General features: G+C 46.4%; 19 protein-coding genes. All 19 read right to left on the reverse strand.

Going from position 1 to position 19,318, the window contains the following annotated elements:
* Nucleotides 1–3: 3 nt before the first annotated feature.
* On the reverse strand, nucleotides 4–1,479 hold the full coding sequence (locus tag BCF55_RS08820) for a complex I subunit 4 family protein (RefSeq protein ID WP_121012903.1): 1,476 nt from the start codon (nucleotides 1,477–1,479) through the stop codon (nucleotides 4–6).
* Nucleotides 1,479–3,326 (reverse strand): NADH-quinone oxidoreductase subunit L, encoded by a 1,848-nt coding sequence (nuoL, locus tag BCF55_RS08825; RefSeq protein WP_121012905.1) that lies wholly within the window; start codon nucleotides 3,324–3,326, stop codon nucleotides 1,479–1,481. Before nuoL (BCF55_RS08825) ends, BCF55_RS08820 begins: the two co-directional genes overlap by 1 nt.
* Nucleotides 3,327–3,329: 3 nt before the next feature.
* Nucleotides 3,330–3,638, reverse strand: coding sequence for an NADH-quinone oxidoreductase subunit NuoK (nuoK, locus tag BCF55_RS08830; protein ID WP_121012907.1), 309 nt, complete (start codon nucleotides 3,636–3,638; stop codon nucleotides 3,330–3,332).
* A complete protein-coding gene (locus tag BCF55_RS08835) occupies nucleotides 3,619–4,152 on the reverse strand; it encodes an NADH-quinone oxidoreductase subunit J family protein (protein WP_121012909.1) in 534 nt (177 codons plus the stop codon). Before BCF55_RS08835 ends, nuoK (BCF55_RS08830) begins: the two co-directional genes overlap by 20 nt.
* Nucleotides 4,146–4,787, reverse strand: coding sequence for a NuoI/complex I 23 kDa subunit family protein (locus tag BCF55_RS08840; protein WP_121012911.1), 642 nt, complete (start codon nucleotides 4,785–4,787; stop codon nucleotides 4,146–4,148). Before BCF55_RS08840 ends, BCF55_RS08835 begins: the two co-directional genes overlap by 7 nt.
* A gap of 4 nt (nucleotides 4,788–4,791) precedes the next feature.
* On the reverse strand, nucleotides 4,792–5,841 hold the full coding sequence (gene nuoH, locus BCF55_RS08845; RefSeq protein ID WP_121012913.1) for an NADH-quinone oxidoreductase subunit NuoH: 1,050 nt from the start codon (nucleotides 5,839–5,841) through the stop codon (nucleotides 4,792–4,794).
* Between the two features lie 10 nt (nucleotides 5,842–5,851).
* Nucleotides 5,852–7,630 carry an NADH-quinone oxidoreductase subunit D gene (locus BCF55_RS08850; protein WP_121012915.1) on the reverse strand — a complete coding sequence of 593 codons (1,779 nt, stop codon included), beginning with the start codon at nucleotides 7,628–7,630 and terminating at the stop codon, nucleotides 5,852–5,854.
* The gene (locus BCF55_RS08855) at nucleotides 7,630–8,001 is read right to left on the reverse strand and encodes an NADH-quinone oxidoreductase subunit A (protein ID WP_121012917.1); all 372 of its coding nucleotides are present in this window, start codon (nucleotides 7,999–8,001) and stop codon (nucleotides 7,630–7,632) included. The genes BCF55_RS08850 and BCF55_RS08855 overlap by 1 nt, the downstream gene beginning before the upstream one ends.
* A gap of 4 nt (nucleotides 8,002–8,005) precedes the next feature.
* Nucleotides 8,006–9,472, reverse strand: a complete 1,467-nt coding sequence (locus BCF55_RS08860; protein WP_121012919.1) for an NADH-quinone oxidoreductase subunit N — start codon at nucleotides 9,470–9,472, stop codon at nucleotides 8,006–8,008.
* Nucleotides 9,473–9,476: 4 nt separating this feature from the next.
* Nucleotides 9,477–10,979, reverse strand: coding sequence for a complex I subunit 4 family protein (locus BCF55_RS08865; RefSeq protein ID WP_121012920.1), 1,503 nt, complete (start codon nucleotides 10,977–10,979; stop codon nucleotides 9,477–9,479).
* Between the two features lie 5 nt (nucleotides 10,980–10,984).
* On the reverse strand, nucleotides 10,985–12,913 hold the full coding sequence (gene nuoL / locus BCF55_RS08870) for an NADH-quinone oxidoreductase subunit L (protein WP_121012921.1): 1,929 nt from the start codon (nucleotides 12,911–12,913) through the stop codon (nucleotides 10,985–10,987).
* 3 nt (nucleotides 12,914–12,916) lie between these two features.
* Nucleotides 12,917–13,219 carry an NADH-quinone oxidoreductase subunit NuoK gene (gene nuoK / locus BCF55_RS08875; protein WP_121012922.1) on the reverse strand — a complete coding sequence of 101 codons (303 nt, stop codon included), beginning with the start codon at nucleotides 13,217–13,219 and terminating at the stop codon, nucleotides 12,917–12,919.
* Nucleotides 13,216–13,704, reverse strand: coding sequence for an NADH-quinone oxidoreductase subunit J family protein (locus BCF55_RS08880; protein WP_121012923.1), 489 nt, complete (start codon nucleotides 13,702–13,704; stop codon nucleotides 13,216–13,218). The genes nuoK (BCF55_RS08875) and BCF55_RS08880 overlap by 4 nt, the downstream gene beginning before the upstream one ends.
* A complete protein-coding gene (locus tag BCF55_RS08885; RefSeq protein ID WP_121012924.1) occupies nucleotides 13,692–14,297 on the reverse strand; it encodes a NuoI/complex I 23 kDa subunit family protein in 606 nt (201 codons plus the stop codon). The genes BCF55_RS08880 and BCF55_RS08885 overlap by 13 nt, the downstream gene beginning before the upstream one ends.
* Complete coding sequence (gene nuoH / locus BCF55_RS08890; RefSeq protein WP_121012925.1) at nucleotides 14,294–15,316, reverse strand: NADH-quinone oxidoreductase subunit NuoH; 1,023 nt, start codon at nucleotides 15,314–15,316, stop codon at nucleotides 14,294–14,296. The genes BCF55_RS08885 and nuoH (BCF55_RS08890) overlap by 4 nt, the downstream gene beginning before the upstream one ends.
* A 33-nt stretch (nucleotides 15,317–15,349) precedes the next feature.
* Nucleotides 15,350–17,110, reverse strand: a complete 1,761-nt coding sequence (gene nuoD / locus BCF55_RS08895) for an NADH dehydrogenase (quinone) subunit D (protein WP_121012926.1) — start codon at nucleotides 17,108–17,110, stop codon at nucleotides 15,350–15,352.
* A gap of 10 nt (nucleotides 17,111–17,120) precedes the next feature.
* Nucleotides 17,121–17,660 carry an NADH-quinone oxidoreductase subunit NuoB gene (nuoB, locus tag BCF55_RS08900; RefSeq protein ID WP_121012927.1) on the reverse strand — a complete coding sequence of 180 codons (540 nt, stop codon included), beginning with the start codon at nucleotides 17,658–17,660 and terminating at the stop codon, nucleotides 17,121–17,123.
* A 14-nt stretch (nucleotides 17,661–17,674) separates the two neighbouring features.
* Nucleotides 17,675–18,034, reverse strand: a complete 360-nt coding sequence (locus BCF55_RS08905) for an NADH-quinone oxidoreductase subunit A (RefSeq protein ID WP_121012928.1) — start codon at nucleotides 18,032–18,034, stop codon at nucleotides 17,675–17,677.
* A 71-nt stretch (nucleotides 18,035–18,105) separates the two neighbouring features.
* The gene (locus BCF55_RS08910; protein ID WP_121012929.1) at nucleotides 18,106–19,308 is read right to left on the reverse strand and encodes a methionine adenosyltransferase; all 1,203 of its coding nucleotides are present in this window, start codon (nucleotides 19,306–19,308) and stop codon (nucleotides 18,106–18,108) included.
* Between the last annotated feature and the right edge of the window lie 10 nt (nucleotides 19,309–19,318).

The following is a 19,318-nucleotide window of genomic DNA, read 5'->3' on the forward strand; positions in this document are numbered from 1 at the left end:
GGTTTAACCTCCAAACACTAGCTTTACGGTATGGTCAACTATCCTAACAAAGGGAGCCGGATACAGTCCCATAACGAAAGCTACAAAGAGTATAAGGGCAAAGGGTATAAAATGGTGTGCTTCCACATCTCTGAGCTGGGACCACTTCTCCCTTCTATGGTCAGTTATGGTCTCTTCCTCCAGCATAACCCTCTTATACATGTACAGGAAGTACGCTGCTCCCAGTATCATACCGGTTCCAGCTATAACCGCCCATACTGGGTGAGCCTTGAAGGTACCCAAGAGGACGAGGAACTCCGCTATAAAGCCTGCAAGACCGGGAAGCCCTATGCCTGCAAGACCAGATATCATAAAGAGTACAGCAAAGTTAGGTAGGTACCTGGCAAGTCCTCCCAAGTCATCCATGTTGTAAGAGTGTATCCTGTCATAGATAAAACCTGCAGCAAAGAAAAGTGCTCCGGAGGAGAGACCATGGGCTATCATCATGTAAACGGCACCGTTGAGAGCATCCTTATCCAGAGCGAAAGTTCCCAGTGTAACTATTCCCATATGAGATATGGAAGAGTAAGCTATAAGTCTCTTTATATGGGTCTGAGCTATCGCCATCATCGCGGCGTAAATTATGGCTATCACACTGAGGGTAAATATGAGAGGTATGTAATACTTTGAAGCGTCTGGAAAGAGGGGCAGAGAGTACCTAACAAAACCGAAGGTCCCCATTTTCAAGAGAACGCCAGCAAGTATAACTGACCCCGCGGTTGGTGCTTCAACGTGGGCATCAGGAAGCCAAGTATGAACTGGGAACATGGGAATTTTAACGGCAAATCCTATACCGAACAGCAGGAAGGCTGCAAGCTGAATCCAAAGAGGGTAACCCATCTTAGCATGCTCAATGTAGTCAAAGGTGATCTGTCCTGTGGCAAAGTACCCGTAAACTATCACGCTTGCGAGACCCAACAACAGGAAGAGACTACCAAAGAAGGTATATATAAAGAACTTGTTAGCAGCGTATACTTTCCTATCGTGCCCCCAGAAGCCTATTATGAAGTACATCGGGATGAGCATCCCCTCCCAGAATATGTAAAAGAGAAAGAAGTCAAGAGCAGAGAAAACACCAAGACAGGCAGTTTCCAGAAGGAGAAAAAGGGCTGTGTAAAGGACGGGTCTATCCTCTATCTTCCAAGACCAGATGAATGCCGCAAGAAACAACAAGGTTGTCATAACCAAAAGGGAGACAGCCATGCCATCAAGTCCAAGATGGTAGGATATGCCGAGGCTCGGTATCCAGCTCAGCTTTGTGACGAACTGGAAACCCTCCCTTGAAAAGTCAAAGCTCAGAAAGAGAACGAGGGAAAGTAAGAAAACTATTCCAGACACGGCAACAGAGGCAAATTTTGCGAAGACCTCATTCCTGACTACAGCTACAACCGCCGCAGTTATAAGCGGGAGGAATATAACAAGACTAAGGACATGCTCCATCAGTATCCTCCTCCGTATATTAGTGCAACAAAGAGCAGAACAAGTATAGCAAATCCTGCACCAAGACCAAGGGCGTACCAATTAAGTTTTCCATTCTGGAGAACCTTAAGCCCATGCCCCACAGACTGAACAATCGCAGCTGTACCGTTTACAAGCCCGTCTATTAGCTGCCTCTCCCCAACAGCGTAAAGAACCTTTGAATAGCTCAAATAACCGAGAGCAAATATACCATGATAGAGCTTCTCAGTAAAGAACTGCTCCCTGAAGGTGGTATGAAGAGCTTTAAGCGATTCATAGGTCTTTTCAGGGTCAAGGAACCTCTTAACAAACACACCGTATGCCAGGACTATTCCGAGGATAGCAACACCCAGAGAAACAAGCGCCACATTAAGGTGAATATCTTTATGTTCATCTCCAACAGCGTGCATATACCAGCCCTCAAAAAATCCAGCCACAACCGCCATAACCCCTAACACAACCATAGGCACCGTCATAACAGCACCCACTTCCCTCGGCTCATGAGGGTCTATCCCCCTAAACCTCTCCTCCCCGTGAAATACCACAAACCCTTCCCTAAATATGTAGTACGCTGTCAAAAACGCTACCACTGTCCCAACTAAACCCCACACAAAGCTCGCCTCATAGTAACTGCCTATCAGCCTGTCCTTACTCCAAAACCCTGATAGGGGAAATATACCCGCAAGTGCCATCGCCCCTATCACAAAACTCGCATATGTCACCGGCATGTACTTCTTCAAACCCCCAAAGTTGTATATGTCATATAGCTTGTGGTGAAAGGCTGTTATCACTGACCCCGCAGCTAAAAACAAAAGTGCCTTGAAAAAGGCGTGGGTCGTCAGATGAAACATTGCACCACCTCTGTCACCTACCCCAAGAGCAAGAAACATGTACCCAAGCTGTGACATGGTGGAAAAGGCTATTATCTTCTTCATGTCCGTGTGAGAGGTGGCGGCAAGTGCCGCAAAGAGTGCTGTTAAACCCCCTATCACCGCCACTACCTTGAGAGTCTGTGGCGCTGCCTCAAACACCGGATACAGCCTCGCTACCATGTACACCCCAGCCGCTACCATGGTGGCTGCATGCAAAAGAGCTGAAACCGGTGTCGGACCAGCCATGGCGTTGGGTAGCCATGTGTGTAAGGGTAGTTGCCCCGATTTCCCAACCGCTCCACCAAAAAGTAGCAGGGTGGCTATACCTATCAATGCCTTATCGGCTGTGTCAACCTTCCCAAATATCTCCACTATGTCCAAACTCTTGAACACCAAAAAGGTGGCTATTATCCCAAATATGAAAAGCCAGTCCCCTATCCTGTTCATTACAAAGGCTTCTAATGCCGCATTGGTTGCCTTCCTCTGCTGGTGGTAGTACCCTATGAGAAGATAAGAAGCTAATCCTACCCCTTCCCAGCCAAAAAATATACCAAGTAGATTGTCCGATAAAACTATAAGAAGCATGGCAAAGAGAAAAAGAGACAGATAGGCGTAAAACTTGTACACCCACTTGCCAAACTCGTCCTCCATGTAGCCTATTGAATACACAAATATAAGGGTGGCTACAAGTGTAACCACAGCAGCGGTTATTGATGAAAGAGCGTCAAAGTAAAAACCTACCGAGAGGGTGTAACCCTCAAGGGGTAAAAACTCGTAAAGTTTAATTTGTACCGGTGAGTGCAAGGCTCTATAAACCATATACAGGGAAAACACAAAGGAAAAGGCTCCGCCAAGAACTGTTATTACCCCGCTCGCCCTGTCCCCTAACTGCCTCCCTAATAACCCGGTAACCAAAAAGGCAAGTAGAGGAAAAGCTAAAACCATAAGACCTTCCATAACTTACCCCCTCATGTCCGTAATCTCATCGGTAGATTCCACATACCTGTATCTGAATATGGCGATGATTATACCCAAACCAACAGCCGCTTCAGCCGCGGCAAGAGCTATCACGAACAGGGCAAATATCTGCCCCTCAACCAAACCCATATGGGCATCTGCACCCACAAAGGCTACGTTGACAGCGTTCAGAGCAAGCTCCAAACTCATAAGGACGGTCACCAGGTTTCTGCGGGCGATGAGCCCTATCACCCCAAGACCAAAGAGCACCATACTGACCACGAAGTAAGCTTCAACGGGTATCGTTTTCATAGGTCTGACTCTCCTTTCTTCCTATCAGTACCGCTCCTATCATGCCGATAAGCAGAACAAGCGAAACCACCTCAAAGGCAAAAAAGTATTTGGTAAAAAGGATTGAACCCACAACCTCTGTGTTCCCAAACTTCTCTATAAAAGCCCTGAACTTCCCTTCTGGGGAAGCGGTTATTCCCAGCAGAAAAACTATAGCCATCTCAACGTAAAGAAGTATCACAAGGGGCAAAGACACAACACCCTCCATCCTGTAATGGGTGCCTTTCTTTATAGCTTTTTCCCACGGAACGGCCGTTAGAACAAAAACATAAAAGACTGCTATGGCAACAGCGTATATGAGGAGCTGAAGAGCACCTACAAGCTCAGCCCCTGCAGTAAAGAATATACCTGCAACGGCTATAAGGGCTGAGAGAAGCCAGAGTATAACATATATTGGGTTTGTGAAGGTTATAACACCTATACCTGAGATTACAGCCCAAGCTGAGAATATTAAGAATATTATCAACCTTACCATTCATGCCTCCCCCTGAACTCCAGTTTTGGCAACTTCACCTTGTTCTCATGCCAGAGTCTCTCCCTTTGGGAGTCATCTATCCATATCCTGTCCGGTTCACCTTCCCTTCTTGCCTGCCAGTCCCTGCCTATCTTCTCAAGAAGTTCAAGGTCAAGGATAGAGTCCTTCCTGGTATAACTTGCCGTTTCATGTATGTCTGTCTGATACAGGCAGTCAACGGGACATGCATCAACGCAGAAGCCACAGAAGGTGCATAACATAAGGTTCATATTGAATACGCTTACAACCCTCTTTCCGTTCTCAAGTTTTTTGCCCTCTATCTCAAACAACTGAGGCACAGGACATGCACGCTTACAAAGCAAGCACACCACACATCTGCTCCTTCCTGGGATAACCTCTATACTGAACCTCTCTACCCACTCGTCATAGGCAGGCTGGGGTTCATTACCATCAACAACCTTATGGGCAAAGAAGCCCCTGAACCTCTTTGGAGGAGTAAGCTTCTCGTAAGGGTAATGGGTTGTTATGGTTTTGCTGAAGGCGTGCCTTATAGTAACGGACAAACCCTTTATAAAATCTATGAACAGCACTCTCTCCAGCCAAGTAAGAGGCTTTGCAGCCATACGCTTAATCATTCCATTACCTCCAAACTATCGGAGCAATTATAGCGGTTAGAACTATGTTTATCAAGGCTAAAGGCAGCATCACCTTCCAGGCTATCTCCGTAATCTGATCTATCCTGTAACGGGGCAGTGTCCAGTGGAGCCAGAGTATAAAAAGGAATAGAAGCGTAACCTTAAGGAGAAACCAGACATACGGGGAGAAAGCTCCAAGAAAGAAAAGGGGGTCAACAAAACCAACGAAGGGTATGTTTATGGGAGACCAACCACCAAAGAAAAGCACCACAGCAATCGCAGATAGGGATAGGACTTCCACGTACCACTCAACGAGGGGAAACAGTCCAAACTTCATACCTCCGTACTCAACGGTAAAACCAGTGACAAGTTCAGCTTCCGCCTCCTGTATGTCAAAGGGTACCCTTCCTGTTTCGGCGAGCAGGGAAAATAAGAAAACCACAAAACCTATCGGCTCAACCCACACATACCAGAGGTTCTGCTCAATCTGACGCTCCACAATCTCATAGGTGGAAAGGGTCCCGGCTAATATAAGGGGACCCATCACCGCAAAGGTTATGGCAACTTCGTAAGATATTATTATTCCAGCCTTCCTCATAGAACCTATCAGTGGATACTTGGAGTTTGAAGCCCACCCTGCTATGGCTATGGCGTAAACGGCAAGAGAGCCAAGACCAAAAACCAGAAGAAGCCCAACGTTAACATCGGTAAGGATAGGTTTTATCTGGTAACCGAAAAGCTCAAACTCAGGACCAAAGGGGACAACGGCAAATACCAGGGTTGCAGGCACAAGGGCAAGAACTATCGCAAGGTTGTATAAAAACTTGTTCCCGTATCTGGGGAAAAGGTCTTCCTTGGTTATGAGCTTCAGTCCGTCTGCAAGGGGTTGGAGTAGCCCATGCCAACCGACAACCATCGGTCCTGGTCTCCTCTGTATGTGGGCGGCAACCTTCCTCTCAACCCACGTAAGGTAAGCGCCAACCCCAAGGACTATACCCAGAATCACAAGTATCTTTATGAGAGCTATGATAATTCCTGCCACCACACTTTCCATAGAGCTCCTCCTATCTGTCTGTCTCTCCCACAACCGGGTCTATGCTTGCAAGTATGGTAACGGCGTCTGCTATAACTCTATCTTTCATTAAATATGGATATATGCTCAGGTTGTAGTAAGAAGGGGGTCTTACCTTAACCCTGTAGGGCTTGACACCCCCCATAGAGAAAACATAAAAACCGAGCTCACCCCTTGGATTCTCACCGGAGGAGTAAATTTCCCCAGTTGGAACCTTAAGTCCTATACCGTCTATAGTCAGCTTTATCTTTCTATCCTCAGGTGCCTCGGCAAAGAACGGGGCGTTTTCTGGGAGTTTCTCCAGTCTCGCAACGCATTGCTCTATAATCCTAACGCTCTGCCTCATCTCCTCCATACGTACCAGGTATCGGTCGTAGCAGTCCCCCACTTCTCCCACCGGGATGTCAAACTCAACCTCAGGATAGGCATCGTAAGGTTCAAACTTTCTCATATCATAGGGTATACCGGAACCCCTGATAACAGGACCGGTAACTCCATAGAAATAGGCATCCTCCGGAGATATGACTCCAACCTCCTTGTTTCTCCTGAGCCATATCCTGTTCCTTGTGAGAATCCTCTCCCAGTCCTCCAGTTCCCTTGGGAACCTTCTTATAAAAGCCTTTATAACCTCAAGAGCACCCTCAGGAAGGTCCATACGTACACCGCCTACCCTAGGATAGGATATGGTAAGTCTGGCACCTGTGATGCCCTCAAGGATATCCATTATCTTCTCCCTCTCCTTGAAGGCGTAAAGGAATATGGTAAGAGCTCCTAGGTCAAGGGCATATGTCCCGAGCCACAGGAGGTGAGAATTTATCCTCTGGAGTTCGGACATCATAGTCCTTATATACTTGGCTTTCTCCGGAACCTCCTCCTCTATACCAAGAAGCCTTTCTATAGCAACAACCCAAGCCTGATTGGAGCACAGAGCTGAGAGGTAATCCATCCTGTCGGTGTAAACCAGAAACTGGTTATACATTTCGTTCTCTGCAAGCTTTTCAACACCTCTGTGGAGCTGACCAAGTATCACGTCAGTCTGAACTATACGCTCCCCCTCAAGGTCAAAGAGGAACCACATAGTTCCATGAGTTCCGGGGTGCAGGGGTCCCCAGTTGAGAACTATCTGAGCTTTCTTCTTCAGCCTCTTTCTTTCTGTTATCTCCAAATCCTCAAGGGTAGGGACTATAGTGTGTCTACGCTCATAGTTCATAGTCCCCTCAAGCTTATCTCCCCATAGCACCTCATTTAAAGAGGGGAGATCCTGCTCTGGAAAACCCTCAAGGGGAAAGTCTTTCCTTAGAGGAAAGTAGGGGTAGGTGTCCCACATGAAGGCTCTCACTAAATTCTCGTGACCCTCATACTCTATCCCGAACATGTCATAGCATTCCCTTTCAGCCCACTTTCCGGCAAACCAGAGTTTTTCTATAGAGGGAAGAGTTCCTTCTGTCCTTGTTTTAACTATCACTCTCTCCCTTTTATCCACGTTGTAAAGTATGTAGAAGGCTTGAAACCTAGAAACCCTATCCTCAGGAAAAGCTATAAGGTTCTCCGAAACCGCATTCCTGAAGTCCTTTTCCTTTTCAAGGATGTCCTTTAAATCAACCACAGAGTGGTCTATGAACAGCTTGAAACCCCTACTTTTAAGCTCCTTAAGGAGCTCTATAAGGTTGTCCTTCTTTATGTGAAGAGATGTCACGTTCCCAGACTCCACTCTAAGCTCTGGAAACTTTTGTTGGAGCTCCATAAAATGTTCAGTTCTTGCCCACGGCATCAAACTTCCTCCATTTCAAACTGCCAGTTCAGGGCTCCCTTCTTCCAGGCGTAAAGCAGTCCGTAGGTGAGTATGAGTATAAAAAGGAACATCTCTATGAAACCGAAGACACCAAGCCACCTGTAGACCACAGTCCACGGGAACAGGAAAGCAGCTTCTATGTCAAATAAAAGAAGTAGCAATCCTAATAGATAGTACCCCTGATGGAAGGTAGTCTGGGCACTTTCATCGTAAAGGGGCACTCCGCACTCATAGGGATAGTCCTCGTACTCCTGAGGAGTCTTGGGACCAAATAGCCAGTTGAGGGATATCATAACCAGGGCTATGCCCAAAGTTATAACAAAGAAGAGCAAGAACCCTATGTACTCCATACCTCTACCTCACAAAAAGCATACTCGCTGCAGGACTTAACAGCTGCCATATAACACCTGGCACCACTGCCAGCGCAACCGTCAAAAGGGTCAAAAACACCAAGGATACGAGTTCAGCGTAACTCTTACCCATAATGGTAACATTCTTTTCTCTATCCTTCATATACATGAGGACAATCAGTCTGACATAATACCCTGTGGATATCGCCGTTGAGAGTATCATTATAAAGGCAAGCCACCAGAGCCCATCAAAGGATAGAGCCATGAAGACAAGGGCTTTTCCCACGAAACCCACTGTCGGAGGCACTCCCAGTAGAGCAAACATATACACAAGGAAGGAGAAAGCCAGGTAAGGTAGGCTGAACCTGAGCCCCGAAAACTCTCTAATCTCATTGTTCCACCCTTCCGCCCGTTCAAGCATGGCAACCACAAAAAAGGAGCCTGCCGCCATAACCGTATATACCAGCAGAAAGTAAATAACAGCTTTGAGTCCTATCTCTTTTGTGACGGCAACCGCCGCTAAGATGTAACCTGAGTGAGCTATAGAAGAGTAGGCAAGGAGTCTTTTTATATCTCTCTGCACGAGAGCAACGAGGTTTCCATAGAGCATAGTTGCTGCAGCTATAACGCCAACCGTCAACATCCAGGCAACGGAGAACTTATCCTGAATCAGAGGCATTATCCTAACAACAGGTATAAAGAAGACCAACTTTCCAACAGAAGCCATAAGTGCCGTCACGGGTGTAGGTGCTCCCTGATAGGCATCAGGAAGCCAAAAGTGGAAAGGAACGGCACCTATCTTTATGGCAAACCCTATAAGGAAGAGAACAAGACCGAGTATGAGATAATGGTAATCTTGGCCAGAGTAGCTTAGGATACCTCTAAGGTCTATTGAGCCAGAGTATATGTACATGAACACAGCCCCATAGGATGCAAGAGCTATACTGAGTCCTCCTAGTATCAGGTATTTAAAAGCACCCTCCTTGGATATGAAGGAGCCTCTAAGGAGAGCTGTCAGTATGTAAAAACCTATAGAAACAAGCTCTAAAGAGACATAAATGATTATCAGGTTATAGGAAGAGGCAAGGATCATAGCCCCTAAAAGGGTAAAGGCAAGCATATAGTAGAACTCCCCGTAAAAGGAGTTCTTCGCCTCATAGTACTTGTAAGAGAAGGCAAGAACGGTCAGGGTTATTATCAGAACAAAGACCTTCACAAGTATACCTAAGTAATCGTTGGTGAAGGTTCCGTAAAAGGTGTTGCCCTGAAACTGAATGGTTATACCCACCGACATGAGAGCTAAAACGTAACCGATAGCGCTCAGGGAGGGTAAGACCACTCTTTTGAGGCGGGTAGACAGCACAAGGTCTAAAGTAAAGAGCATAAAGGCTGTGATAAGAACTATAAGCTCAGGGAGGAAGAGCTCCAGTCTAGGTATACGTATGTCGCCCACAAGCTGTCCTATATCCATATCCTTACTCCAGACCTAACAGGTTTTTAAGCACAAAGTTTATTGAGCCCTCAAACATATTAAAGAAGAGATGGGGAAAGAAACCCACCAGTAACATGGGCAAAACCAACATAACAAAAGATGCCAGCTTAAAACCCCTTATGTCAGTAAAATGTATGAGGATACTCTCTTCCCTAACATCCAGAAACAGAGTTTTTAGCATAAACAGGACGTAAGCCGCACTGAAAAAGCCACCCACAAGAACCAGCAATGCCAGGGAGTAAGAATATTCCCTAGCAGCAAGCATCGTAAGGAACTTGCCCCAAAAGGAAGAGCCTCCAGGCAGACCCATAGCGGCGAAAGAGGTTGTAGCCACGATTAGAGCAAACACCGGCATGAACTTGACCGAACCCCTGAGGTTCTCCATGTTGAAGGTGTGGAGCCTCCCATAGATAAACCCCGCTACCATAAAGAGAGAGGCACTGGTCATACCGTGGGCAAACATCTCTATAACCGAAGCCCTGAGCCCTTCATAGTTGAGCAAAAACATGGCGGTGACTACAAATCCCATATGGGATACAGAGGAGTATGCCACAAACCTCTTTATGTTGTTTTGAACTATAGTCATCCAGGAAGCGTAAATAATCGTGACTATACCAATCGCCACCATTAAGGGCATGAGTTTTATGGAAGCCTCTGGAAAGAGCCCTATGTTAAATCTCAAGAGAGCATAGGTGCCCATTTTAAGGAGTACCGCAGCGAGGACAACAGAACCTGCCGTAGGGGCTTCACCGTGAGCGTCTGGTAGCCATGTATGAAAGGGGACAAGAGGAGTTTTAACTGCAAAGGCTATAAAGAACAACAGGAATAAAAATATCTCAAATCCCATAGGATAGGAGTTTTTCAGTAAGTCAAAATAGCTGAAGGAGAAGCTCCCCTTGTCCGTATAGTGGACCACAGCAACGGAGACGATACCTAAAAGCAGAAAGAGTGAAGAAACAAATATGTATATAAAGAACTTGTAAGCGGAATAAAGCCTGAGCTTGTAACCCCATACACCGATGGCAAAGAGCATAGGTATAAGGGTGAGCTCATAGAAAACGTAGAAGACGATAAGGTCAAAGCTTGCAAACACACCTATAAGAAAACTTTCCGTCATTAAAAAGGCAAAGAAGTACTCCCTAAGCCTGAAATTTATCTGTTTGTCCCTTACAGACCAGACTATAGCCACCAGAGACACTAAAGTTGTGAGCAGATACATGAGAAGGGAAAGCCCATCCAGCCCAAGGGACAACTTTATATTAAGCTCTTGAAGTATGACATATTCCTCGTAAAATTGAACAGCAGCACCCCTTGAGTAATCAAAGAGGTATATAACACACAAAGACAGAAGAAAGGTTATCCCAGAACCTATAAGGGAAAGAGGTTTGATAAACCTTTCATTAACAAAAACAAGTAAAAGAGAAAATAGAGCAGGGATGGCTATAGATAGACTCACAAAAGGAAAATCAGTTCTAACTATCTCCATTGCAGTTACCCCTTTAGCCTGTCAAGAGCATAAAGCATTATACCGAGCACAACTATAATTCCCACAAGCAGAAAGAGAACATAGTTGTTCAACAACCCTGTCTGGATATTCCTCAAAGCCCTTCCGGAGCGGAACATACTCAAAGCGAGCCAGTGAATGAATATATCTATTGACTTTATGTCAAAGGTCTTCCATACGTCCTTTGCAAATTTAAAAAACAGCCTATAGGTTGTATTTATAAAACCGTCTATTATCAACCTGTCCCCTACGGAGTAGGTAGCTTTAGAGAAAGCCATGTAACCTTTAGCGATACCCTTGTGGTAGAGCTTTTCCGTGAAAAACTGCTCCCTGAAGGTGACCCTAAAGGGTGAGAGGACCAAAGCCATACCCTCAGGTGATACAACTCGTCTAACAAAGACTAAATAGGCTATGAGTATTCCCACAATACCGACAGCCACTGAGGTAACCGCCACATTAAGGTGAATATCTTTATGTTCACCTCCAACAGCGTGCATATACCAGCCCTCAAAAAATCCAGCCACAACCGCCATAACCCCTAACACAACCATAGGCACCGTCATAACAGCACCCACTTCCCTCGGCTCATGAGGGTCTATCCCCCTAAACCTCTCCTCCCCGTGAAATACCACAAACCCTTCCCTAAATATGTAGTACGCTGTCAAAAACGCTACCACTGTCCCAACTAAACCCCACACAAAGCTCGCCTCATAGTAACTGCCTATCAGCCTGTCCTTACTCCAAAACCCTGATAGGGGAAATATACCCGCAAGTGCCATCGCCCCTATCACAAAACTCGCATATGTCACCGGCATGTACTTCTTCAAACCCCCAAAGTTGTATATGTCATATAGCTTGTGGTGAAAGGCTGTTATCACTGACCCCGCAGCTAAAAACAAAAGTGCCTTGAAAAAGGCGTGGGTCGTCAGATGAAACATTGCACCACCTCTGTCACCTACCCCAAGAGCAAGAAACATGTACCCAAGCTGTGACATGGTGGAAAAGGCTATTATCTTCTTCATGTCCGTGTGAGAGGTGGCGGCAAGTGCCGCAAAGAGTGCTGTTAAACCCCCTATCACCGCCACTACCTTGAGAGTCTGTGGCGCTGCCTCAAACACCGGATACAGCCTCGCTACCATGTACACCCCAGCCGCTACCATGGTGGCTGCATGCAAAAGAGCTGAAACCGGTGTCGGACCAGCCATGGCGTTGGGTAGCCATGTGTGTAAGGGTAGTTGCCCCGATTTCCCAACCGCTCCACCAAAAAGTAGCAGGGTGGCTATACCTATCAATGCCTTATCGGCTGTGTCAACCTTCCCAAATATCTCCACTATGTCCAAACTCTTGAACACCAAAAAGGTGGCTATTATCCCAAATATGAAAAGCCAGTCCCCTATCCTGTTCATTACAAAGGCTTCTAATGCCGCATTGGTTGCCTTCCTCTGCTGGTGGTAGTACCCTATGAGAAGATAAGAAGCTAATCCTACCCCTTCCCAGCCAAAAAATATACCAAGTAGATTGTCCGATAAAACTATAAGAAGCATGGCAAAGAGAAAAAGAGACAGATAGGCGTAAAACTTGTACACCCACTTGCCAAACTCGTCCTCCATGTAGCCTATTGAATACACAAATATAAGGGTGGCTACCAGTGTAACCACAGCAGCGGTTATTGATGAAAGAGCGTCAAAGTAAAAACCCACCGAGAGGGTGTAACCCTCAAGGGGTAAAAACTCGTAAAGTTTAACCTGTACCGGTGAGTGCAAGGCTCTATAAACCATATACAGGGAAAACACAAAGGAAAAGGCTCCGCCAAGAACTGTTATTACCCCGCTCGCCCTGTCCCCTAACTGCCTCCCTAATAACCCGGTAACCAAAAAGGCAAAAAGCGGCATCAAAAGAATAAAAATCCCTTCCATACCTCAATCCCTCAGGTGAACTATTTCCGAAGAGCCTTCGTATCCCTTAAGCCTAAATATTGAAACTATCAAGCCAAGCCCCACCGCAACCTCGGCTGCAGCTACGGTAAGCACAAAAAGGGCAAACACCTGACCATCAACCTTTCCCAAATACTTATCCACGGTAACGAGCGTGAGATTTACTCCGTTGAGCATAATCTCTGTGCTGACGAGAATCGTTATAAGATTCTTACGGGCTATAACACCCAGTAGTCCGATAAGGAAAACCAAAATACTTAACAGTATGTACGCTTTCTCTATACTCACTCTTCTTTCCTCCCTAAGAGTATCGCCCCTATCATGGCGACTAAAAGTATAACTGAAGCGACCTCAAAGGGAAAGAGATAGGAGGTAAAGAGGGTCTTACCTAAATCTCTTACGTTGTCAGTAGAAGCACCGACAGGCATCGCAAGAGAACCTTTTAAAACAAGGTAACTTATGAGCAGAAAGACCAACACCACAACGGGGAAGCCTAAGAGCATCTCCTTCCTGTAAACACCCTCAAACCTCTTCACCTTTTCCCAGGGGATAGTGGTTATAACTAGTACATAGAACACCACTATAGCAACCGCATATATTATGAGCTGTAGTCCGGCAAGAAGCTCAGCCCCAAGGCTCAAAAACAGAGCCGCCATTGCAAGTACACCTGATAGGAAGAAGAGGATAGAATGAACCGGACTCCTGACAAGGATAGCCCCCAAGGCAGAGACAAGAAGCCAAAAAGCCAGTATTCCAAATATCAGCCACTCCACTCTATCTTCCCCCAAAGTTTCTCACGTTCTTTGTCGTTAGGCCATATCCTGTCCGGTTCTGCGCCTCTGCGCTGAGAGAAATCAACACCGAACTTTTCAAGTCTATCAATCCTGAGGACCTCATCCCTCCTTGAATAACCAGCAAGCTCGTAGAGGTCCGTCATTGTAAGACACCCAACAGGACAGGCATCAACACAGAGTCCGCAGAAGAGACAGTTCAGAAGATTCATGTCAAACCTCGTAACCTTCTTACTCCCGTCGGGCATCTGAACAGCTTCTATCCTGAAGAGAGTTGGCATAGGACAGGCTGTTTGACACATATAGCAGGCAACACACCTACTTTTTCCTCTCTCATAACTCATGAACTTCTCTATAGCTCTGAGAGAGTCCGGCTCAGTCCCATCCCAGACAAAGTGGCCGTGGGCACCTCTGAACCTTTTAGGAGGTGTAAGCTTTTCCGAGGGATACTCGGTGGTTATGGGTTTCCTGAATAAGTTCCTCAAAGTTACGGATAAGCCTTTGAGGAAGTCTATAAAAAATATAGCTTCCGCTATGCTGAGGTAATCCTTCCTACCAAGCCTTTTTATCTTCATGAGCCACCTCCAAGGAAATAAACGACCACAGCGGTTGCCAGCACATTAACAAGTGCAAGGGGCAACATTATTTTCCAGGCTATCTCCGTGATGTCCTTTGCCTGAAACCTGGGGAGGGTCCAGTGGAGCCAAAGAACAAAGAAAACCAGACCAAAGGTCTTCGCAAGAAACCAGAAGTATGGGGATAAAGGTCCAAGTATATTGGGACCAGACCATCCTCCGAAGAAAAGAACAACAGCTATCGCCGATAGAGCCATAGTGTTGAGATACCACTCAGCCAGAGGGAGCGCACCAAACCTCATGCCACCATACTCAACGTTATATCCGGTAACAAGTTCAGCTTCCGCCTCCTGTATGTCAAAGGGCACTCTCCCCGATTCGGCGAGCATACAGAATAGAAAGAGTATAAAGGCTACAGGTTGGTAGAAGATAAACCAGACGCCCTTTTCTGCTTGAGCTTCAACTATACCAACCGTGCTCATAGTTCCGGCAAGGAGCACAACACCGAGAACCGAAAAGCCTAAAACAACCTCATAGGCGATTATGACTGCAGCCTTTCTCAGGGAGCCTATAAAGGCATACTTTGAGTTGGAAGCCCACCCTGAGAATATAGTTCCGTAAACTGCAAGGGAACCCATCGCGAAGACCACAAGGAGAGCTATATTTACGTCAGAAATCACGGGCTTGATAGTGTATCCAAAGACGGTAAACTCCGGACCGAAAGGTATAACGGAGAACAAGAGTATAGCAGGAGCCACAGCCATCATTATGGCGAGGTAATAAACAGGAACGTCTGCACCCTTTGGGATTATTGATTCCTTGGTCATGAGTTTCAAGCCATCTGCAAGGGGCTGTAAAAGCCCAAAAGGTCCAACAACGGTAGGTCCAAGTCTTGCCTGTATATGACCAGCGAGTTTTCTCTCAAACCAGGTAAGGTACGCTCCTACACCCAGAGCCACACCTAAAAGAACCCCTATCTTGATAAGGGTAATTACGAGAGATATCACAAACTCACTCATGCTCTCCTCCGTTAGTTTCAGGTCCCTTTAAGCTCATCTGTCCGTCTCCCCAACAACAGGGTCTAAGCTCCCCAAAAGGGCTATCGCATCAGCTATAGTTCTCCCTTTTATCAGCTTTGGGAAGATGCTCAGGTTATACAGGGCTCCAGACCTTATTCTGAGCCTGTAGGGTTTACTTCCACCCCTTGAGTATATATAAAAACCCAGCTCCCCTCTGGGATTCTCCGCCGAGGAGTAGACCTCTCCCGGTGGAGCATTTTCCCCATGAACAACAACCCTGAAAGACTGAACCATATCCTCAAGGGTCATGAAAACATCCTCTTTTGGGGGAATGACAGCCGGATGTTCCTTGTTAAGGTAAGGAGCATCTTTAGGGAGCTTTTCTAACTTTGCAACACACTGCTCTATGATCCTTACACTCTGTGCCATCTCCTCCATTCTCACAAGATACCTGTCGTAAACGTCACCGACCTCACCAACGGGAATATCAAAATCAACTTCATCATATGCTGCGTAGGGTTCAAGCTTCCTGAGGTCATAGGGAACCCCGGAGCCTCTTGCAACAGGACCTGAAAGCCCATACGCGTATATATCCTCCCTGGCTATGACACCTACGTCCTTAGTCCTTCTAAGCCATATCCTGTTTCTTGTAAGGAGCATATGGTACTCCTTGAGTTTCTGGGGAAAGTCTTTTATAAAAGCCTTAACAACATCCAGGGTACCGGGGGCAAGGTCGTAATGAACTCCGCCTATCCTTAGGAAGGCTGTTGTTAGCCTGTAGCCCGCATTCCCCTCTATGATATCCATTATCTTCTCTCTTTCCCTGAAGGCGTACAGGAATACGGTCAGAGCCCCAAGGTCAAGAGCCCCTGTACCGAGCCACAGGAGATGGGAGTTTATCCTCTGAAGTTCGGCAAACATCGTTCTTATATACCTTGCCTTCTCCGGAACTTCAACACCCAGAAGTTTCTCAACGGCGGTAACGTAGGAAAGTTCATTGCATATGGCAGAGATGTAGTCCATTCTATCGGTATAGGGTAGGAACTGGAAGTAGTAAACGTTCTCCGCTATCTTTTCCATACCCCTGTGGAGTTGTCCCAGTATCACATCGCTCTGTTCAACAAATTCACCCTCAAGGTCAAAGAGGAACCATATGGTCCCGTGAGTTCCGGGGTGCAGGGGTCCCCAATTAAGGACGAGCTGCGCTTTCTTCTTTAGCCTGGACCTCTCTGTCCTTTCTAAGTCTTCAAGGGTAGGTACCTTCGTATGCAGAACATCGTAGTCATGGGAGGGCGGGTCAGACCTTCCCTGTAGAACCTCCGTAAGGGAAGGAAGCTCTTGCTCTGGAATACCTTCTATAGGAAAGTCCTTTCTCAGAGGAAAGTATTCGTATCCCTCCCACATGAACATCCTTCTGAGGTTCTCATGCCCATCAAATTCAACACCAAACATGTCGTAGGCTTCCCTTTCAGCCCATTTAGCTCCTGGCCAGAGGTCAGAAACTGTAGGAAGTTTGCCTTTGTCAGCCCACGACTTCACTATAACCCTCTCGTTCTCATCGGGGTTGTATAGTATGTAAACGCCCTGAAACCTCCGTGGGTCTTCTGGGAAATCCATACAGGTCATATCAATGAAATGAAGAAACCTCTCCTTATCCTTGAGGTGCGTAAGGAAGCTCTTTAGCTTTAAGTGGGGGACTTCAAGGCTCACAGCATGGTCAAAGGTGAAAACCTTGAGGTCATCCTTGAACTCCTGCTTTAACCTGTCAATTGCAGCTCTGTTTATCCAGGGCATCAGAATCTCCTTATACGGTCATCTCCTGAGGAACAAACAAGCCCTCTTTTTCTACGTCTTTTCTGAACTGGTCAAAAGCCTTATCGTATTTAGTAACTCCCTGCTCCTTTATCTTTCTCTGAAGCTGAAGTATCCCGTAGATGAGCCCTTGCGGCGTTGGAGGACATCCGGGAACATAAACATCAACTGGAATAATCCTGTCAATCCCCTGCAGTGTTGAATAGGTTGGGAAAGGTCCCCCAGCCGAAGCACAGCCACCCATAGATATACACCACTTGGGGTCTGGCATCTGATCCCATATAAGCTTGAGCATTGGTGCAACCTTGTTCACAACCGTCCCAGCAACTATGAGCACGTCGGACTGTCTGGGTGAAGCCCTGAAGATCACTCCAAGCCTGTCCAAGTCAAATCTTGATGCAGCGGTATGCATCATCTCTATAGCACAGCAAGCAAGTCCTATGGTGACTGGCCAGAGGGCATTCCTCCTGCCCCACCTGAGAAGCTCATCCACCGTTGTAGTTACAAAACCGTTTGAATTTATAGCAGCCATAGCTATTACCTCCTTCAGGTTTGCCACCTGAGAGCACCCTTAGCCCAGGCATAGACAAAACCAAGGGCAAGGATAAATATAAATAGGGCAGCCTCTATCAAGCCGTAAAGTCCGATTTCCTTGAAGACCACCGCCCAAGGAAAAAGATAAGCAGCCTCTATATCAAAAAGTATGAGCAAGAGCCCCAAAAGGTAGTATCCCTGCTTGAAAGTTCCCCTTGCCTCGGAGTCGTATAGGGGCACTCCACACTCGTAAGGATAGTCCTCAAGGGGGTCCTTCTTTTTAGGTCCAAGTATGTCGTTAAGAAAGGCAAATACAAGCCCTATCGTTACCGCTACAAGCGCGAAGACAAAAAGAGCCCCGTACTCTCCCATTCCATCCTCCGAAAAGGTAGTCAAAAATATAACAGCGTTATGACCTTACTGTCAAGGAAATATTAAGCTTCTCAAGCCACAGAAAACTCTTTGTTAAGAAACTTTTTCCATGTAGAGGGCATCTCATCAAGTTCCTGCTGAGCTATCTTCATAACCTCATCACGTAGTCCAGATATGTCTCTGGAAGTCCTGACCTTTACATCGCAGACCTGTGGCTCGTTTATCGGCTTTCCTATCTGGGAAACTATATAGCAGTAAGCTTCTTCTACATCCTCTATCTCCTTTACCACCCTGTCCGCTATTAGGTTCGCCACCACGTTGTATATTTTGCCTATGTGGGAGACAGGATTCTTACCGGCGGCAGCCTCAAGACTCATGGGTCTGTATGGTGTTATTAAACCGTTTACCCTGTTTCCTCTTCCGACCTGTCCATCATCTCCCTGCTCAGCAGAAGTCCCTGTTACAGTTATATAAACAGAACCGCTCTCGGGTTCATCCGCTGTGTTTATGAACACCTCAACCTCCCGATCAGTAAGACCTGAGACCAGCTCCTTAACCTTTGTATGTACGGCTTCCTTCTTGTGCAAATAGTCCTCAACACTGCTTACATACTTGCTTACAAAGGCACAAGCTATAGTGATCCTTATTCTGTCTCTTATCCTAACACCCATGACTTTAATGTCTTCCCCTACTTCCGGGTGTTCATTTTTAATAGCCGCTGAGTTAAGAAACTGTTCAGTCTCAAAGACTATTCTCTCAAGGTCATCAAAAGGGGCAAAACCTACACCAAAGGAGGTATCGTTGGCAAGGGGAACTTCACCCCTTCTCTGAAACCTAAGGAAGAGGTCTACGAGGTCTTTACTCCCCGGTTTTATCCTGGGTTTTATAATCGTATGTCTGTCGGGATCAAGGTTTCTTATATTCTCCTTAATCCATCTACGGGTTGCTTCAATAGCTATCTCCTCAACAGGAAGAAGCCTACCATCCTTCTCGTTTACTGCCCTTCCAACGACATATATCTCTATAGGTGAGACAACCTCACCACCGCCGAACTCAGGATTTGCTACACCCCCCACAAGAAGAGCCTTATCCACGTTGTGGTGCATTACAGCCCCGAACTCCTCAAGGTAAAGTCTTGAGAGCTCAACGGAAAGCTCTTCAGCGATGGAGTCGCAAATTGTATCAGGATGACCTACGCCTTTCCTCTCTACTATCTCTGCATCCTGAAAATAAACGGGCTCAAAGGTCATGGGTGAAACAACGATGTTTGCCAACTTGCTTACC

The organism is Hydrogenivirga caldilitoris (genome assembly GCF_003664005.1).
Taxonomy (GTDB): domain Bacteria; phylum Aquificota; class Aquificia; order Aquificales; family Aquificaceae; genus Hydrogenivirga; species Hydrogenivirga caldilitoris.

What these genes read in the sequence shown, in the direction of transcription:
- BCF55_RS08820 (WP_121012903.1), bottom strand. Translation starts at nt 1,479, where the DNA reads ATGGAGCATGTCCTTAGTCTTGTTATATTCCTCCCGCTTATAACTGCG.
- nuoL (WP_121012905.1), bottom strand. Translation starts at nt 3,326, where the DNA reads ATGGAAGGTCTTATGGTTTTAGCTTTTCCTCTACTTGCCTTTTTGGTT.
- nuoK (WP_121012907.1), bottom strand. Translation starts at nt 3,638, where the DNA reads ATGAAAACGATACCCGTTGAAGCTTACTTCGTGGTCAGTATGGTGCTC.
- BCF55_RS08835 (WP_121012909.1), bottom strand. Translation starts at nt 4,152, where the DNA reads ATGGTAAGGTTGATAATATTCTTAATATTCTCAGCTTGGGCTGTAATC.
- BCF55_RS08840 (WP_121012911.1), bottom strand. Translation starts at nt 4,787, where the DNA reads ATGATTAAGCGTATGGCTGCAAAGCCTCTTACTTGGCTGGAGAGAGTG.
- nuoH (WP_121012913.1), bottom strand. Translation starts at nt 5,841, where the DNA reads ATGGAAAGTGTGGTGGCAGGAATTATCATAGCTCTCATAAAGATACTT.
- BCF55_RS08850 (WP_121012915.1), bottom strand. Translation starts at nt 7,630, where the DNA reads ATGCCGTGGGCAAGAACTGAACATTTTATGGAGCTCCAACAAAAGTTT.
- BCF55_RS08855 (WP_121012917.1), bottom strand. Translation starts at nt 8,001, where the DNA reads ATGGAGTACATAGGGTTCTTGCTCTTCTTTGTTATAACTTTGGGCATA.
- BCF55_RS08860 (WP_121012919.1), bottom strand. Translation starts at nt 9,472, where the DNA reads ATGGATATAGGACAGCTTGTGGGCGACATACGTATACCTAGACTGGAG.
- BCF55_RS08865 (WP_121012920.1), bottom strand. Translation starts at nt 10,979, where the DNA reads ATGGAGATAGTTAGAACTGATTTTCCTTTTGTGAGTCTATCTATAGCC.
- nuoL (WP_121012921.1), bottom strand. Translation starts at nt 12,913, where the DNA reads ATGGAAGGGATTTTTATTCTTTTGATGCCGCTTTTTGCCTTTTTGGTT.
- BCF55_RS08885 (WP_121012924.1), bottom strand. Translation starts at nt 14,297, where the DNA reads ATGAAGATAAAAAGGCTTGGTAGGAAGGATTACCTCAGCATAGCGGAA.
- nuoH (WP_121012925.1), bottom strand. Translation starts at nt 15,316, where the DNA reads ATGAGTGAGTTTGTGATATCTCTCGTAATTACCCTTATCAAGATAGGG.
- nuoD (WP_121012926.1), bottom strand. Translation starts at nt 17,110, where the DNA reads ATGCCCTGGATAAACAGAGCTGCAATTGACAGGTTAAAGCAGGAGTTC.
- nuoB (WP_121012927.1), bottom strand. Translation starts at nt 17,660, where the DNA reads ATGGCTGCTATAAATTCAAACGGTTTTGTAACTACAACGGTGGATGAG.
- BCF55_RS08905 (WP_121012928.1), bottom strand. Translation starts at nt 18,034, where the DNA reads ATGGGAGAGTACGGGGCTCTTTTTGTCTTCGCGCTTGTAGCGGTAACG.